Source organism: Streptomyces candidus (genome assembly GCF_014207445.1).
GTDB lineage: Bacteria > Actinomycetota > Actinomycetes > Streptomycetales > Streptomycetaceae > Streptomyces > Streptomyces candidus.
The window spans coordinates 238,259-253,320 of record NZ_JACHEM010000004.1; the positions used below are offsets into that span (position 1 = coordinate 238,259).

A 15,062-nucleotide genomic window follows, 5' to 3' on the forward strand; every position below is an offset into this window, starting at 1 on the left:
GCCCCGCGCGGCCACGAGGCTGGGAGCAGCCCACTCGGGCGCACCCCAACACACCTCAGCAAAGGGACCCCCATGTCCAGCATGCCCGAAACGCCCCCCAACTCCACCCCGCTGGCTCCTTCTTCCGCCGTGACGGTGCTGGGCCTCGGCCTGATGGGCACGGCCCTCGCCGAGGCGCTTCTCGCCGCCGGCCACCGGGTCACCGTCTGGAACCGCACCCCCGGCAAGGCCGCCCCCCTGGTAGCACGCGGCGCGACCCGGGCCGCGACGGTCCGCGAGGCGATCGAGGCGAGTCCCCTCACGATCTCCTGCGTCCTGGACTACGAAGCACAGCACGCCCTGCTCAGCCCGGCCGCGGGCGCCCTGCACGGCCGTACCCTCGTCAGCCTCACCAACGGCACCCCCGCGCAGGCCCGCGCCGCCGAAACCTGGGCACACGCCCTGGGCGCGTCCTACCTGGACGGCGGCATCATGGCCGTCCCCGAGCAGATCGCCACCGAGGAGGCGTTCCTCTTCCACAGCGGCGCGGCGGGCCCCTTCGAGACGCACCGCTCCACCCTCGCCGCGCTGGGCACCCCGAAGTACCTGGGCCAGGACGTCGGCCTGGCGTCCCTCTACGACCTGGCGCTCCTGAGCGCGATGGACATGATGTTCGCGGGCTTCTTCCACGCGGTGGCGGTCGCCACGTCCGACAAGGACACGACGGCGTCGAGCTTCACGCCGCTCGTGGTGGCCTGGCTGCAGAGCATGATCGGCACGCTGCCCGCGATGGCGGCGGACATCGACTCCGACGGGCCGGCCGCCTACGCGCAGACCCTGGACCTGGTGGTCGCCGCCGCGGACAACATGGGTGCCGCCGCCCGCGAAGCAGGAGTGGACGCGTCCCACTTCGACCGTACGGTGGCGGCCCTGAAGGCCCGCATGGCGGCGGGCGAGACGACGTACACGGCCCCCGGTGCGGTGCGTCAGTTGCGCGTGGCCGCACAGGACCAGAGCGCCTCCTGCCGATCGGCGGATCCCGCCACGGCGCACCCGTGCGCACCTTTGACGACAGCCCTTCCGATACCGCCGCCTGATCGTTTTCAGGCGGGTCGGCCGACGTCCAGCCGTTCGGACGACGGCTCGTACCCAGCTGCCCTGTAGGCGGCGACGGCGGCAGCGTTCGAGGTCGGAGTGCTGACGAGTGCGCTCGATGCACCCAGTTCACGCAGCGCGGCCGCAGCGGCGACGCTCATCGCCGTCCCGTAGCCCCGGCCGCGATGGTCGGCGTGCACGCCCATCGGCTCCAGCAGGCCGGGCTTGCCGGGGCCGGCCGACCAGACCGTCGCCGCGGCCACCGCGTTGTCCCGGTCGTCGTAGCCGATCAGGCAGCGGGCGTCGGCATAGACCGGCCCGGCCGCGAGGACGTGCCACACCTCCTCGGTGAACGCGGGGCTGCCGAACGCCGAGCGATGCACTGCGGTCCGCACCCCCGCGGTCTGCGGACCGGCCACCTCGATCCGCAGGCCGGGGTCCTTCACCGGCTCGGCGAGGTCGTGGCGCAGCGGCGTCCACGGCTCGTCCGGAACCCAGCCCGCCTCCAGGAGGACGTCGCGGAGCACGGCGCCGTCGGGGATTTCGAGGCCGACCTTTCCGGGCGGCAGAACCCCGCGCCCCGGCTCATCGAGGTCCGCCAGCAGCCGGCGCGCCAGATCGCCGTCCTGTCGCAGATCCGGCGCGGTCGTCAGGCGCAGCACATCGGGGTCGTCCAGGTATCCGACGGCAACGATCCGTCCGTCCACACCCCAGGTGCGGACGGCCGCGGCCAGCCTCTCCGCACCCAGCGCCCAGGCCCAGCCGAGGTCTCCCGGATGCAGTTGCAGCGGCGTGCGGTCGTCCTGCCATGCGCGGAGGGCGTCCACGACCTCGGTCAGCCCATCGACGCCGGGTTCGTTCAGAACGATCGTCATGCCCCGCATCCCACACCATCGCGGCGAGCGGCCGCATCTGGTTTTGCTCGGCCCGTCGGATCGGCGGGACACGCCCCTGGGCGGTCTTCCAGCTCGCCCCCGGAATCGGCCGCCCTCGTCACCCCGGCGAGCGTGGCGACGGGGCGGCGAGCGGCTCGGACGCAAGTCGTACCCGTACGGTCTTGCCGTCCTCCGGGGCTGCGCCGCCCCGCAGGAACCAGGTCAACTCCCCGAGCTGCCGCACCAGGTGAAGACCCCGGCCACCTTCCCCCTCGCACCCCGGCGGCACGTCCATACCACCCCCGCCGCTACGGAACCCAGCCACCGGATCGGACACGTCCACCAGCAGATCCCCGCCGTCCAGCACCGCCAGCCGCAACCAGCCCACCCGGCCGGGGACGCGGGCGTGCCGGACGGCGTTGGTGACGAGTTCGGAGACGACGAGCACGGCGTCGTCGATGTCGCCGGTCCACCCGAGGGCCGTGAGGTGGGTACGGGCGCGGGTGCGGGCGAGGGCCACGGCGCGCGGGGTGAGGGTGCACTCGGTGGACCAGGAGCGGGACCCTGCCGGGAGGACTCCGGTGGACGTCTCCTGGACGTGACGGTGATTGTGCATGGGGACATTCCTCGCTCCGTTGCGTGGTGTGCCACCACACTCCCGGAAGGGCCATCACCGCCCTAGTGGCGTCGGTAGGGGCAAGTGGGCCGCGCTCCGCGGGACTTGCCCGGCAAGTGGCAGGTGCGGGGGCAAAATGGGCGCATGGACATCGGAGAGCTGATCCGGGAGCTCCGGCAAACGCGGGGCTGGTCCCAGGGGCGGCTCGCCTCCGAGATCAACGAGCGGTACCGGACGGCCCTCACCCGGGAATACGTGTCGGGGTGGGAACGGCTGAAGCATCAGCCGGGGCCCTATTACCTTCGGGCGCTGTCGGCCGTGCTCGACGTACCCCTAGCTGTCCTGGAGAGCGAAGTGGATCGGCGCACCTTTCTGACCGATGTCGCCGGGGCCGCCATAGCCCCGGTGATCGCATCGGACCTCCTGTCGGACGGGTTCGCCGCCCGGCTGTCCGGCGGGCCGTCGCTGGAGGCGTGGGAGCAGAAGCTCGCCACATACGGCACCGACTACATGTCGCTCGGTGCTGCCGACATCCAGCGCCGGGTGTCCAGCGAGCTGGTGGTCGTTCAGCAGCAATTGGACAAGCCGCAGCTGTGGTCCGTGGCGGCGCGCCTGATGACCCTGTACGCGAAGACCTTCCCGGGGTCGGACGGTACCAAGGCAGTTCACTGGTACCGGATGGCCGCGCGGGCCGCCGACGAGTCCGGGGACGACGCAACGCGGGTGTGGGTGCGGGGGCGTGCCGCCATCGCGCTCGGCTACGAGGGTGCCTCACTGGGGGTCGCCGACGTGTTCGCCGACCAGGCCATGGCGATCACCGAGCGGCCTTCCCTGGGGCTCTTGAACGCCATCTACGGCAAGGCCCACGCAGCGGCACTGCGGGGCGACACGGCCACGGCTGTCGACCTGGCGGACCAGGGGCGACGTGTCTTCGACACTGCCGGGTCGCACGAGCAGACCAGCGACTACGCCGTGCCGTACTGGCGGCTGAACGTGTTCCGGTCCCTGTTGCTGGCACGGCTGGGCGACGAAAGGGGAGCAGCCGCGGCCCAGGATGTCGCCCGGACGGAACTGCCGGCGTCGCTGCCGCGGTTCGCCACGCACCTCGACATGCACCGGGGCCTCATGCTGACCCGCTCCGGCGACCGGTCAGGGGGTGCGGCCCACGCGGAGTCGGCACTTGCCGCCCTCCCTACGGAGAAGCACTCACTGACGCTGCGGATGCTCATGGACGAGATCAGGGCCTGAGCAGGTTCCGGCGCACGGTACCTGCACGTCAGAGAGCCACCTGACGCGACCTCCTTCACCTGCGACTTCACAAGTACGGGCACGCACCGTGCAGTTGATGCGATACGGTGACCGCACCATCACTCTCCGCACACCTCCGTGCGCGGAGAGCGGCCCCCGTCGGTGCTACCAACACCGGGCGAGGGCCTCACCACCGAGGCTTCGAAGGAGCCAGGGCAATGTTCCTGCATGTTATCTCCCCCGTGCGCGCTTACATCAAGGTCTCCAAGTCCCTGGTGCGCGACAAGCGGCTCGACACGGCCGCACGGTTGCTGATCGCCCACGTCAGCGGGCTGCCGCCGACCGAGGACTACCATCCCCTCTCCCACTACGCGGACGAGCTGGGCCTCAAGCCCTCCGTGTACAAACGCGCGAAGAAGGAACTCGTACAGCACGGGTACGTCCACGATCACCGCCAACAGGGCGCGAACGGGCGCTGGTTCACCGAGCAGTGGGTCAGCAACGTACCCCTCACGGACGACCAGTTCCACGCACTGCGTACCGACGGACGGCAGCCGACCGTCGGTGAACCGGCCCTTCGGCCCGTCGGCCGTTCTACCGGTACTTCCGATACCAACAGCAGCAAGACATCTCCCACCCGCCCACCCCAAGAGCCGGTCCCGGCCCGGGAGGACGGCCCGGAAGTCGACGCCGTGGCCGAGCCCGACAGCCAGCAGCTCACCGCCGAGCGCATGCTGCGACAGCTCGGCAACGAACGGCCCGATCTGCGGATGAGCTTCCGCAACGTCCGGTACCTCGCCGGTGCCGTCGCCGAGCACCTGCGGCGCGGGGTGCCCGTCTGGGAGGTGTACCAGGCGGTGACGCACGGCCTTCCCAAGGAGGAGATCCGCAACGCCGCCGGTTTCGTGACCAACCGGCTGCGGACGAAGGTGCCCGACGCGGGCGTGTGCGCGGCCATCGTCCCTCCGCAGGACGAGGACGGGGCCGTGCCGCCCGTACGGAAGGGCATCGCCGAGTGCACGGGTCCCGGGCGGCCCGGTGAGCACTGGTTCCGGCCTGTCGGCGACGAGACCATGTGTCCACCGTGCCGCCGCGAGTGGCCACAACTCGCAGCCCACGTGAAGGAGGAGCGCGGCGGGGAGTGGGCCCCGCTGGGGGCACTGTGGGCCCCCCACGCGCCCTTCTGAACGGAGACCTTTTTCCGCACCTGCTTTCTTCCTCGGCGGCAGTCGGGGCGGGGCTGCGGCCCGCACCCGGAAAGCGCTCCGGCAGAGGGGAAGCTGTCCACGTCCGTTACGTCAGCGTGCAACTGATGGGCCGTCAGGTGCGTGGGAGGGCGCCTTTTGGCGGGGGTGTGCCTGCGGGGTACGGGCGTGCGTACGGGGTGGGTACGACCCCTTCGCCGTTCCTTGAGCTTCCTCTGAGGTTTGCGTGCTGACGCGCTCGGCACGGACAAGGCAAACTGGCCCTTGCCGTACGGGTCCGTACGAGCCGTACCGGGCAACGGATCGGCCCGTTCCGGGCGCGGATCGGCGTGGGCGAGGGGGAGTGGGATGGTCGACGGCATGTCGGACGGTACGAAGGCGACGGCGGGCGCGGAGGCCGTGGCGGGCCCCGGAGTGCGCTTCAGCCTGCTGGGCCCGGTCCGCGCCTGGCGGGACGGCGAGCCGGTGCCCGCCGGGTCCCCGCAGCAGCGCGCCCTGCTCGCCCTGCTTCTGCTGCGCGAGGGCCGTACCGCCACCGCCGCCGAGCTGATCGACGGCATCTGGGGCGGCGAACCGCCCTCGCAGGCGCTGGCCGCCCTGCGCACGTACGCCTCCCGGCTGCGCAAGACGCTCGGCGCGGACGTGCTGGTCAGCGAGTCCGGCGGGTACGCGATCCGCCCGGAGCGCGGGGCCCTCGACCTGGCCGTGGCACAGCAGTTGGCGGCGGAGGCGGAGGCGGCCCGCACCGCCGGCGACCGCTGCGGGGCGCGGACCCTGCTGGCCAGGGCAATCGGCCTGTGGGACGGCGAGGCGCTGGCCTCCGTACCGGGGCCCTACGCGCAGTCGCAGCGGGCCCGGCTGGAGGAGTGGCTCCTCCAGCTCACCGAGACCCGGCTGGACCTGGACCTGGAGGTCGGCTGCCACGCGGAGGCGGTCGCGGAGCTGACCGCGCTGACGGCCGCGCACCCGCTGCGGGAGCGGCTGCGCGAACTCCTGATGCTCGCGCTGTACCGGTGCGGGCGGCAGGCGGAGGCGCTGGCCGTGTACGCGGACACGCGCCGACTGCTCGCGGACGAACTCGGCGTGGACCCCCGCCCGGAGCTCTCCCGCCTCCAGCAGCGCATCCTCGCTGCGGACACGGAGCTGGCCGAACCCGTCGAGACGCCGCCCAGCGCCGTACCCGCGGTCGTGCTGCCCGCCCAACTCCCGGCCTCCGTACCGGATTTCACCGGTCGCGCCACCCTCGTACGCGAACTGGGCGAACGGCTCGCGCACGCCGAGACGAGCGTGATGGCGGTGTCCGCGCTGGCCGGGATCGGCGGCGTCGGCAAGACCACTCTCGCCGTGCACGTCGCCCACGCGGCCCGCCCGCACTTCCCCGACGGGCAGCTCTACGTCGACCTCCAGGGCGCGGGCGCCCGCCCCGCCGAACCGGAAACGGTGCTCGGCTCCTTCCTCCGTGCCCTCGGCACGCCCGACACCGCGATACCGGACTCCCTGGACGATCGCGCGGCGCTCTACCGCTCGACCCTCGACGGCCGCCGCGTCCTCGTCCTGCTGGACAACGCGCGGGACGCCTCCCAGGTCAGGCCCCTCCTGCCCGGCACCCCCGGCTGCGCGGCCCTCGTCACCGCCCGTACGCGCATGGTCGGCCTGGCGGGCGCGCACCTCGTCGACCTGGACGTGATGTCGCCCGAGGAGGCCCTCCAGCTCTTCACCCGCATCGTCGGCGAGGAGCGGGTGGCGGCGGAGCGGGAGGCGTCGCTGGACGTGGTCGCGGCCTGCGGCTTCCTGCCGCTGGCGATCCGGATCGCGGCTGCCAGGCTCGCGGCACGGCGGACGTGGACGGTCTCCGTACTCGCGGCGAAGCTGGCGGACGAGCGGCGGCGGCTGGACGAACTCCAGGCGGGCGACCTCGCGGTGAAGGCCACCTTCGAGCTGGGGTACGGGCAGCTGGAGCCCGCTCAGGCGCGGGCGTTCCGGCTGCTGGGGCTCGCGGACGGCCCGGACCTCTCGCTCGCCGCCGCGGCCGCCGTGCTGGACCTGCCGCTGTACGACGCGGAGGACCTGCTGGAGGCCCTGGTCGACACGTCCCTGCTGGAGTCGGCCTCCCCCGGCCGCTACCGCTACCACGACCTCGTGCGGTTGTACGCGCGAGCGTGCGCGGAGCGCGACGAACAGCCGCCGGGGGAACGCGAATCGGCCCTGTCACGGCTGCTCGACTTCTATCTGGCGACGGCGGCCGGGGTCTACGCGCTGGAGCGGCCCGGGGACCGGCTGGTGGACCATCTGGAGCCGGTCGGCCGGACCGGGCTGCAGTTCACCGACCGGCACGACGCCCAGGACTGGCTGTACCGGGAGGCGGGCCCGCTGCTGGCCTGCGTACGGCAGTCGGCCGGGCCGGGAACGGTACGGCGCGCCGCGGACCTGCTGTGGGCGGCCCGCGACCTCGGCGAGTCCGGCGCCAACGCCCGCGAGTACGAGTCGACGGCGCAGGCGGTACGCACCGCCGCGCACGCGCTCGGCGACGAACGGACCGAGGGGCGTGCCCTGCTGAACCTCGCCGACGTGCACAGCACGTCGGGACGGTTCGACCGGGCCAAGCTGGAGGCCGAACAGGCCGGCGTACTGGCCACGGCGGCGGGCGACCTGCTGACCAGCTGCTGGGCGCTCAACGCGCTCGCCATCATGGCGATCTACCAGAACCACCACCACGAGGGCGAGGACCACCTCACCCGTGCCATCGCCGGCTTCCGCAAGCTGGACGACCAGCCGGGCGAGGCCAGCGCCCTGTGCAACCTCTCCCGCATCCGCCTCGCGACCGGGCACACCACCAGCGCCGTCTCGCTCGCCCAGCAGGGCATCCGGGTCTACGACAAGATGGGGCACCACCTGCGCGGAGCCAACGGCAGGTACGCCCTCGGCCTGGCACTCGCCGAGGACGGCCGGCACGAAGCGGCGTCGGCCCAGCTCCACCAGGCCCTGGACGTGTTCCGCGACACCCGCCAGCGCCTGTGGGAAGGGATGACGCTCTTCCGGATGGCCGAGGTCGACCTGGCGGCGCGCCGCCCCGCCCAGGCGGCGGCGAAGGCGGAACAGGCGCTGACGGTGCTGCGGGGCATCGGCGGCGAGTGGCGGCGCGGCAACGTCCTGTCCGTGCTGGGAAGCGCCCTGCACGAGGTGGGGCAGGACGGCCGCGCCCAGGTGTGCTGGCACGAGGCCCTGGCCATCTTCGAGGAATCGGATGCCCCGCAGGCCGAGGAGGTCCGCAGGCTCATGGCCGCGCGGACCGCCGCGGCGTAGGGCGTTCATCGTTCGTTTATCGCCGTCCGGCATGCTCGTGTTCATCGAATCCGTCGCGTCGGGGGGCAGACGGGGACGAGTACGGGGCGGCCCGGACAGGGTGCGGCCCGAAGAGGGGTCCGTCCAGCCGTCCACGGGGGAACGGCCGGGCGGGCCCCCCACCTCACCACCGCGCACGACACACACGGGAGCCCACACCATGAGCGACGCCAAGCAGCCCGAGCCCGACGTCAAGCCGCAGGACCTGCACGCCACGTCGGCGCCCGCGAAGACCGAGGATCTGCACGCCACCTCGGAGCCGGCGAAGACCGAGGACCTGCACGCCACCTCGGAGCCCACCAAGTAGACCTTCCTGCACGGGGATCGGCCGCGGCGGCGCGGAGGGGGAGCCGCCGCGGCCGTCGCTTTTCCGGGCGCGGGCCGGGCCGGATACGTAGGCCCGGCCCGGACACGTACGTAGTCGGCGCAACCCGTACCCCTGTTCCGCCCTCCTCCCGTACGAGACCCCGAGGACACACGGTCCGCCGAATCCGCAGGCCACGAGGCCGGGCGGCCGGGCCGTCCGTCCCGTACCGCCCTGGAAGGACCGGAATGACCGCCCAGCGCAACGCCGCCGCGACCACCCCCTCCGACACCGGCAGCGAGCCGGACGCCGGTCGTACCCCACTCCTTCCGCGCCCCGACCGCACCACCGCGGGCCTGCGCGCGGCTCTCGCCCGCCTCTCCCCGCAGCAGCTCCCGGAGATGGAGCGCCAGATGGACGAGGCGCTCAGTCTCGCCGCCCGCACCGGCACGCTCGCCCCGCTGACCCGGTTCCTGGACAGCTGGGCGGTGACGGTCGAGATCACCCGCTTCCCGCAGGCGGCGGCGCGTCTGCGCGAAGCGGAGCACACGGCGCGCTCGGTCCGCCAGGACGATCCGGCGTGGCGCACGGCGATGGACGAGATCCGGGACCTTCAGACGCAGGCCCGGAAGGCGCTGGCGTCGGGTGGGGCGTAGGAGTGCGGGGGCGGGGCCGCGGGGCGGTGGTGGTCGGCGCACCCGTCGCACCGGGCCGCGCACGCCTGCTGGATCGGGTCGGCGAACTGGTGCGGGAGGCCAGGGCGCTGGGCATGTCCGAGGACGAGCTGATGGCGCTCGTACGGGCCAACCTCGTGGACTGAGCCGGGCGGCCCGGGGCTGAAAGCCGCCCCGGGCCGCCGACATAGTGGCAGGTGCGCACCGGTGGAGCCGGTTGCCCGGCGCGCGCCGCTGCGTCGCGTGCCGGGTGCTCGCCTCAGGAGCTGGAGCGGACGACGTCCTTGACCTCGCAGCGGCCGGACAGGGTCTCCGACGACTTCTTGACGTACACGGTGGAGACGTCGGTGGTGCGGCTCTGGTTCGGGGCGACGGCCACGATGCTCGACAGACGCGTGCCGACGGTGGAGCCGCCGTTGGTGAACTTCACCGTGAAGCTGTAGCTGTAGGTCTGCGAGGAGCTCGGGTTCGTGGCGGTGATGCTGGCGACGATGCCGCGCGACGGGTCGTACTTGCACCCCGAGATGCGCAGGTCGCGCGAGCCCCGGTTGCTGCCGCCGACGCCCGGCACGGAGCCGCCGGTGCTGGTGGAGGAACTGGAGCTGTCGGTGCCGCCGGACGACGTGGAGGAGCCGAAGCCGCCGGTGGACGAGGTGGAGTCGCCGCCGCTGCTGGAGCTGCTGCCGTCGGAGCCGCCCGTGGACGCCTGGTAGCCGCCGTCCGACGAACTGGAGCCGCTGTCGCTGCCGCCGCTGCTGGACGAGCTGGAACTGCTGCTGCCGCTGCAACTGCCCCCGTTCGAGCCCCGTGCGCCCGTGAGAGCGAACACGACGACACCGCAGACGGCCACCGCGCGGACATGGCGAAGCTTCATGCTTCCAACCCCCGTTGTTTTGAAGCGTTTGGACGCGACTCGCTAGGAGTCGACCGATATAAAGTCCCCGTAAGGACGTGTGCATGACACCTTAGCAGCGGCTGTCGCGTGGCACGTCCGGAACCCCGGGCGTACCGTCGAAGCCCTGAGACCTGGACACAAACCCGACAGAACCTCACACGAGGGGTGCGAGATGGTCAGGAATGTTCTCGGTTCGATCCTCGGTCTCGCCGGAGCCACGGCCGCCGTCTGGAGCCCGTTCCGAGCCTGGTACGACGGGCGTCACGGGCGTGACTACCGCGTTGCAGATCTCTTCAACGGGGTCACAGACGCCAAGGCCGAGCTGGCCGGTTCCCTGCTGCTGCCGTTCCTTTTCGCGGCCCTGGTCACGCTGGCCGCGGTTCTGCTGCGGTCGCGGTTGCTGATGGGCCTGGCGGGGCTCGTGGTGCTCGGCTTCACCGTCCTCTGGATGGTCCGCCAGGGTCAGGCGGCATCCGGCCTGGCGCTGCAGGCAGACGGATCGGGGCTGGGCTGGGGGGTCGGGTATGCGGTGGCGGGCGGGATCGCGCTGCTGCTGGCGTCCGCGCTGATGACCGGCCGCCGGCCGAAGCGGCGAACCGCCAGGACCCGGCCGCACGTCGAGGACAGGCCGTACGACGAGGGCGGACCGTACGTCGAGGACGGGCCGTACGTCGAGGACGGGCCGTACGAGGGCAGGCCCCCCGCCGGGGCGAGTCCGCACGACGGGGCACGGCCCTACGACGAGGGCGCGCCGTACGGGGGGAGCAAGTCCCACGGCGAGAGCAGGTCCTACGACGAGGCGGGCTCGTACGACGAGAACCGGCCGTACGAAGAGAACCGGCCGTACGAAGAGGGCCGCCCGTACGAAGAGGGCAGGCCCTACGACGAACGCCGGCCCCCCGGCGAGAGCAACCCGTACGGCGCACCGGGCGCCACCTACGAGTCCGGACCGCAGCAGCGGGGAACGTGGCCGCCGAGGGACGACACGCGCCCCTTCCAGTGAGCGGGCAGGGCACGGAAGAGCCGTCGGCGGCTGCCTCGCCGCTGCGGGCCTCGTCCGCCCCCACCCCGCTTACCGGGTCGACCGCCCCGTGGCCGTCCCCTTGACCGCGTCCAGGGCGTACACGCACCTGTCCTTGCTGCACGCGTACACGATGCCCGCCTCCGCCACGGGCGAGCCCGTGATCTCGCCGCCCGTCTTGAGCTTCCAGCGCAGCTGACCGCCCACGGCGTCCACCGTGTAGAGACAGTGGTCGGCGGAGCCGAAGTGGACACGGCCGTCGGCGACCACCGGTGCGCCCACCACCTCGCCGCCGGCCGCGAACCGCCACTTCGGCGTTCCCGTCACCGCGTCCAGCGTGTAGAGCGCGCTTCCGCTGCCGACGTGGACGTGTCCGCCGGTCACCAGGACCGGTTCGATGGACTGGCGGGACTCGGTGGCGATGCGCCAGCGGTCCTTGCCGGTGGAGGCGTCCAGGGCGTACACCGTGCCGAGGTAGTCGGCGAGGTAGACACCGCCGCCGGTGACGGCGGGGCCCGGTGCGAAGGCCGGTGCGCAGAGGAAGACCGCCGGGGCCTCGAAATGCCAGCGGACGTGCCCCGACTCCCGGTCGACGGCGAGCACCCGCGTCCCGGCCGAGACGTACACGTATCCGTCGTCCGCCGACGTCACGCGGACCGGCACGCCTCCGCAGGACGCGGCGTCGCCGATCGGGTACGACCAACGCTCCCTTCCGGAACGGGAGTCGAGCGCACGCAGGCGTGCGTCCTGCCAGACGTACACCGTGTCCCCGTGGAGGTCGGGGCCCGCCTCCGGCGTCTCGAAGTCGGTCTGCGCGCCGGTGATCTCCCACAGTTTCTGCCCGTTGGACGCCTCCCACGCCTGCACTCCGCCGCCGCGCGTGCCGGTGACGACCGTGCCGCGGGCCGCCTTGAGCGAGTACACCCAGGCGTCCGTCTGCAGCCGCCACCGCTCGGCGCCGTCCGAGGCGTCGAGCGCGTACAGGGTCGGCCCGTCGGAGGCGTGGATGCGGCCGCCGGAAACCGCCATCGCCCACGCCACGTCACGCGTCTTGAACTGCCGGCGGCCCGATGCCACATCCAGCGCGTGCACCTCGAAGGAGGTGACGTAGACGAGGTCGTCGGCGACCTGCGGGGTGCCCCACACGTCGTTCGACATCCGGAACCGCCACGGCCGCCATCCGGCGGGCGCGGGGCTCTCGGCGGGAACCGGGCCCCCGCCGCCGTGCGCGGGTCCGTGCGCCGGTGCCGGTACGCCGTTCAGCGCACCGTCAGGCGCACCCCCGCCGCCCGGTGGGCGCACCCAGCCCGTCGCGGGGCCGGCGGCCTCGGCGAGGGCGGCCGCCGCAGCGGCGCCGTGCCCGTCGGCCACCCGGGGCCCCGGCCCGATCGGCACCTTGGCCCCGGCGAGCCGTACCGGCCCGTCCGCGTACGAGGGCGGCGGAGGGGCCTGTCCCGTACGCGGGTCCGCGCCCCAGTCGCGGCCGCCGCCGCGCGGCGGCGGCGGATACGGCGGCGGGCTCTGCGGGCGGGGCGGCGACGGCTCCCGCCGGGGCGCAGCGACGACGGGGGCGACGGGCGGCGCGGTCCGGCCGCCGCCCCTGCGCTGCTCGATCATGGCCGTCGCGCGCGGGGGCAGCCACGCCGAAGCGGTGCCGCTGTCGTCTTCGCCGGAGGAGAACAGGTGCGGGGCCAGCTGTGCCTGGAGGTCGGCGGGACTGGGGCGCAGGGCCGCCTCCATGCCCATGCAGGACTCGATCAGCGGGCGCAGCTCGTCGGGGAGACCGTCCAGGTCAGGGCCTTCGCGGAGCAGCATGAAGACGGTCTCCACGGGGTTCGCCCCGTGGAAGGGGGCGTGCCCGGTCGCGGCGAAGACGAGGGTCGAACCGAGCGAGAAGATGTCGCTGGCACCGGTGACGCTGCGCGAGTCGCGTGCCTGCTCGGGCGACATGTAGGCGGGCGTGCCGACGGCGACGTTCGTCATGGTCAGGCGGGTGTTGGAGACGCCCGACGCGATGCCGAAGTCGATGACGCGCGGCCCGTCCTCGACGACGAGGACGTTGGAGGGCTTGAGGTCGCGGTGGACCAGGCCCGCCCCGTGGATGGACTGCAGCGCCTCGGCGATGCCGGCGGCCAACCAGCGCACCGCGTTCGCGGGCATCGGCCCGCACTCGTTCACTATTTCTTCGAGGGAGGGCGCGGGGACGTAGGCGGTGGCCAGCCAGGGCACCGCGGCACGCGGGTCGGCGTCGACGACGGCCGCCGTGTAGAAGCCGGAGACCGCGCGGGCCGCCTCGACCTCCCGTGTGAAGCGGACCCGGAACAACTGGTCCTCGGCGAGTTCCGTCCGTACGGTCTTGATCGCCACCCGGCGCCCGGACGCGGACCGCGCCAGATAGACGAGCCCCATCCCGCCGGCTCCGAGCCGTCCCAGGACCTCGAACGGGCCGATCCGCCGCGGATCGTGCTGCGTCAGCTGCTCCACTTGCCCTGCCACCTCCCCGTACACAGGCCGCGTCGCACAGCCCTGTGCAGCGTCTCACCGCTGGGCACCCCCAGCGGTGCGCTCCCCCCTGATTCTTGCGGTCTCCCGGCTCGGTGGCTAACCCGGGGCCAATATCTGGCGTTTCCCCCCATTCCCACGCTTCCGTGCCATTTACGGCTTCGACTCCTCCGGCACGCCCCCGCCCGGTCCCTCCCCTTCCTCCGGACGCCTGCCCGGCGCCGTTCCCGGTTCCTCGGGATCCCCGACGGACGCCGCTCCCGCTTCCCCCCGGTCCGCGTCGGCCCCCGCTTCCGGTTCCGCCATGACGGCGAAGACCGCGCCCTGGTCGTCGACGACGACCGCCATCCGTCCGTACGGGGTGTCGAACGGCGGCCGGCCGATCCGCCCGCCCAGCCGCTGGACCTTCGCCACCGCCTCGTCGCAGTCCTCCACCAGGAAGTACGAGAGGTAGTGCGCGGGCAGCTCGGCCGGGAGGTCCCGGGAGATGACGGCCCGGCCGCCGACCGCGGTCTCGTCCCCCGGCTCGGTCCCGGCCGGCGACCAGACCCGGAAGTCCTCCCCGGACTCCTCGGGCAGGTCGTACGTGCCGAACCCGAAGACCGCGTCGTAGAAGGCGTCGACGCGCTCCTTGTCCTCCGCGCGCACGTGCGCCTCGGTCCAGCAGAAGCAACCCGGCGCGGCCCTCCTGCCGAAGCCGGGGTGGCTGTCGGCCTGCCAGACCCCGAAAACCGCCCCGCCGGGGTCGGCGATCTGCGCCATCGTGCCGTACGGGCCGACCTGCATGGCGTCCGTGACGATCTGTCCGCCCGCCTCGCGTGCCCGACGGACGAGCGCCGCCGCGTCAGGGGTGGCCAGGTAGACGCCCCAGGCGGTGGGCATCCTGCCGTCGGCCTTGGCGGCGAGGGCCGCGACGCACGCCCGGTCGTCACCCGCGCCCGTGTACGCCTGCGTGTAGTAGCCGTACTCCTTGTCGGCGCCGTCGTCGAAGGTCCATCCGAAGAGGGCACCGTAGAACCGCTTGCCCGCCTGGACGTCGGGGAGGCTCGCGTCGATCCAGCAGGGCACGCCTTCTGCGTATTCTCCGCTTGCGGTCATGGACCGATCCTCCACACTCCCGGGCATCCCCGCTCGGAGATATCCACCGATGTTGTCCACAGGCTGTTGATAACACTATTGGGGTACGGCTTCCGATGCCGCCTCACATACCGCCATCCGGTAGCACAGCCCCCGGGCCGCCTCCCGCGCCCGCCCGCACCCCCGCCCACCGCTCACAACCGGCCGCCCGCCACGCCAACTCTGGCCG

Annotated in this window: 13 protein-coding genes; 8 read left to right on the forward strand and 5 right to left on the reverse strand. The window is 72.9% G+C overall.

The window, feature by feature from the left end; all coding sequences use genetic code 11:
* The first annotated feature begins 72 nt into the window (after nt 1–72).
* Nucleotides 73–1,143, forward strand: a complete 1,071-nt coding sequence (locus HNQ79_RS09805; protein ID WP_185029138.1) for an NAD(P)-dependent oxidoreductase — start codon at nt 73–75, stop codon at nt 1,141–1,143.
* Here HNQ79_RS09805 and HNQ79_RS09810 read toward each other — a convergent pair.
* Together HNQ79_RS09810 and HNQ79_RS09815 are read right to left on the reverse strand one after the other, a co-directional pair.
* Nucleotides 1,083–1,949, reverse strand: a complete 867-nt coding sequence (locus tag HNQ79_RS09810; protein WP_185029140.1) for a GNAT family N-acetyltransferase — start codon at nt 1,947–1,949, stop codon at nt 1,083–1,085. The two genes, HNQ79_RS09805 and HNQ79_RS09810, sit on opposite strands and share 61 nt — an antisense overlap.
* A 118-nt stretch (nt 1,950–2,067) precedes the next feature.
* Nucleotides 2,068–2,565 (reverse strand): ATP-binding protein, encoded by a 498-nt coding sequence (locus HNQ79_RS09815; protein ID WP_185029142.1) that lies wholly within the window; start codon nt 2,563–2,565, stop codon nt 2,068–2,070.
* Nucleotides 2,566–2,709: 144 nt separating this feature from the next.
* Between HNQ79_RS09815 and HNQ79_RS09820 the strand changes: the two genes are divergently transcribed.
* From HNQ79_RS09820 to HNQ79_RS33590, 6 genes are all read left to right on the forward strand, one after another.
* Complete coding sequence (locus HNQ79_RS09820) at nt 2,710–3,813, forward strand: helix-turn-helix domain-containing protein (protein WP_185029144.1); 1,104 nt, start codon at nt 2,710–2,712, stop codon at nt 3,811–3,813.
* A gap of 218 nt (nt 3,814–4,031) precedes the next feature.
* A complete protein-coding gene (locus HNQ79_RS09825) occupies nt 4,032–5,000 on the forward strand; it encodes a hypothetical protein (RefSeq protein WP_185029146.1) in 969 nt (322 codons plus the stop codon).
* A gap of 378 nt (nt 5,001–5,378) precedes the next feature.
* Nucleotides 5,379–8,321, forward strand: coding sequence for an SARP-family global regulator AfsR (afsR, locus tag HNQ79_RS09830; RefSeq protein WP_229923529.1), 2,943 nt, complete (start codon nt 5,379–5,381; stop codon nt 8,319–8,321).
* A 199-nt stretch (nt 8,322–8,520) separates the two neighbouring features.
* Nucleotides 8,521–8,667: a hypothetical protein gene (locus HNQ79_RS09835; protein ID WP_185029149.1), complete on the forward strand. Its 147-nt coding sequence runs from the start codon at nt 8,521–8,523 to the stop codon at nt 8,665–8,667.
* Between the two features lie 245 nt (nt 8,668–8,912).
* Nucleotides 8,913–9,320, forward strand: a complete 408-nt coding sequence (locus HNQ79_RS09840) for a DUF6247 family protein (protein ID WP_185029150.1) — start codon at nt 8,913–8,915, stop codon at nt 9,318–9,320.
* A 29-nt stretch (nt 9,321–9,349) separates the two neighbouring features.
* Nucleotides 9,350–9,484: a hypothetical protein gene (locus HNQ79_RS33590; RefSeq protein WP_260421558.1), complete on the forward strand. Its 135-nt coding sequence runs from the start codon at nt 9,350–9,352 to the stop codon at nt 9,482–9,484.
* A 113-nt stretch (nt 9,485–9,597) separates the two neighbouring features.
* Here HNQ79_RS33590 and HNQ79_RS09845 read toward each other — a convergent pair whose 3' ends face one another.
* Nucleotides 9,598–10,212 (reverse strand): hypothetical protein, encoded by a 615-nt coding sequence (locus tag HNQ79_RS09845; RefSeq protein WP_185029151.1) that lies wholly within the window; start codon nt 10,210–10,212, stop codon nt 9,598–9,600.
* Nucleotides 10,213–10,405: 193 nt separating this feature from the next.
* Between HNQ79_RS09845 and HNQ79_RS09850 the strand changes: the two genes are divergently transcribed.
* Entirely contained in the window at nt 10,406–11,236 is an 831-nt protein-coding gene (locus HNQ79_RS09850) for a hypothetical protein (RefSeq protein WP_185029152.1), read from the forward strand.
* 69 nt (nt 11,237–11,305) lie between these two features.
* Here HNQ79_RS09850 and afsK read toward each other — a convergent pair whose 3' ends face one another.
* Together afsK and HNQ79_RS09860 are read right to left on the reverse strand one after the other, a co-directional pair.
* On the reverse strand, nt 11,306–13,738 hold the full coding sequence (gene afsK, locus HNQ79_RS09855) for a protein serine/threonine kinase AfsK (protein WP_185029153.1): 2,433 nt from the start codon (nt 13,736–13,738) through the stop codon (nt 11,306–11,308).
* A gap of 171 nt (nt 13,739–13,909) precedes the next feature.
* Nucleotides 13,910–14,854: a VOC family protein gene (locus HNQ79_RS09860; RefSeq protein WP_185029154.1), complete on the reverse strand. Its 945-nt coding sequence runs from the start codon at nt 14,852–14,854 to the stop codon at nt 13,910–13,912.
* Nucleotides 14,855–15,062: the final 208 nt, after the last annotated feature.

Bases quoted from the DNA above. Each gene is read 5' to 3' on its own strand.
- HNQ79_RS09805 (WP_185029138.1), top strand. From the start codon at position 73: ATGTCCAGCATGCCCGAAACGCCCCCCAACTCCACCCCGCTGGCTCCT.
- HNQ79_RS09810 (WP_185029140.1), bottom strand. From the start codon at position 1,949: ATGACGATCGTTCTGAACGAACCCGGCGTCGATGGGCTGACCGAGGTC.
- HNQ79_RS09815 (WP_185029142.1), bottom strand. From the start codon at position 2,565: ATGCACAATCACCGTCACGTCCAGGAGACGTCCACCGGAGTCCTCCCG.
- HNQ79_RS09820 (WP_185029144.1), top strand. From the start codon at position 2,710: ATGGACATCGGAGAGCTGATCCGGGAGCTCCGGCAAACGCGGGGCTGG.
- HNQ79_RS09825 (WP_185029146.1), top strand. From the start codon at position 4,032: ATGTTCCTGCATGTTATCTCCCCCGTGCGCGCTTACATCAAGGTCTCC.
- afsR (WP_229923529.1), top strand. From the start codon at position 5,379: ATGTCGGACGGTACGAAGGCGACGGCGGGCGCGGAGGCCGTGGCGGGC.
- HNQ79_RS09835 (WP_185029149.1), top strand. From the start codon at position 8,521: ATGAGCGACGCCAAGCAGCCCGAGCCCGACGTCAAGCCGCAGGACCTG.
- HNQ79_RS09840 (WP_185029150.1), top strand. From the start codon at position 8,913: ATGACCGCCCAGCGCAACGCCGCCGCGACCACCCCCTCCGACACCGGC.
- HNQ79_RS09845 (WP_185029151.1), bottom strand. From the start codon at position 10,212: ATGAAGCTTCGCCATGTCCGCGCGGTGGCCGTCTGCGGTGTCGTCGTG.
- HNQ79_RS09850 (WP_185029152.1), top strand. From the start codon at position 10,406: ATGGTCAGGAATGTTCTCGGTTCGATCCTCGGTCTCGCCGGAGCCACG.
- HNQ79_RS09860 (WP_185029154.1), bottom strand. From the start codon at position 14,854: ATGACCGCAAGCGGAGAATACGCAGAAGGCGTGCCCTGCTGGATCGAC.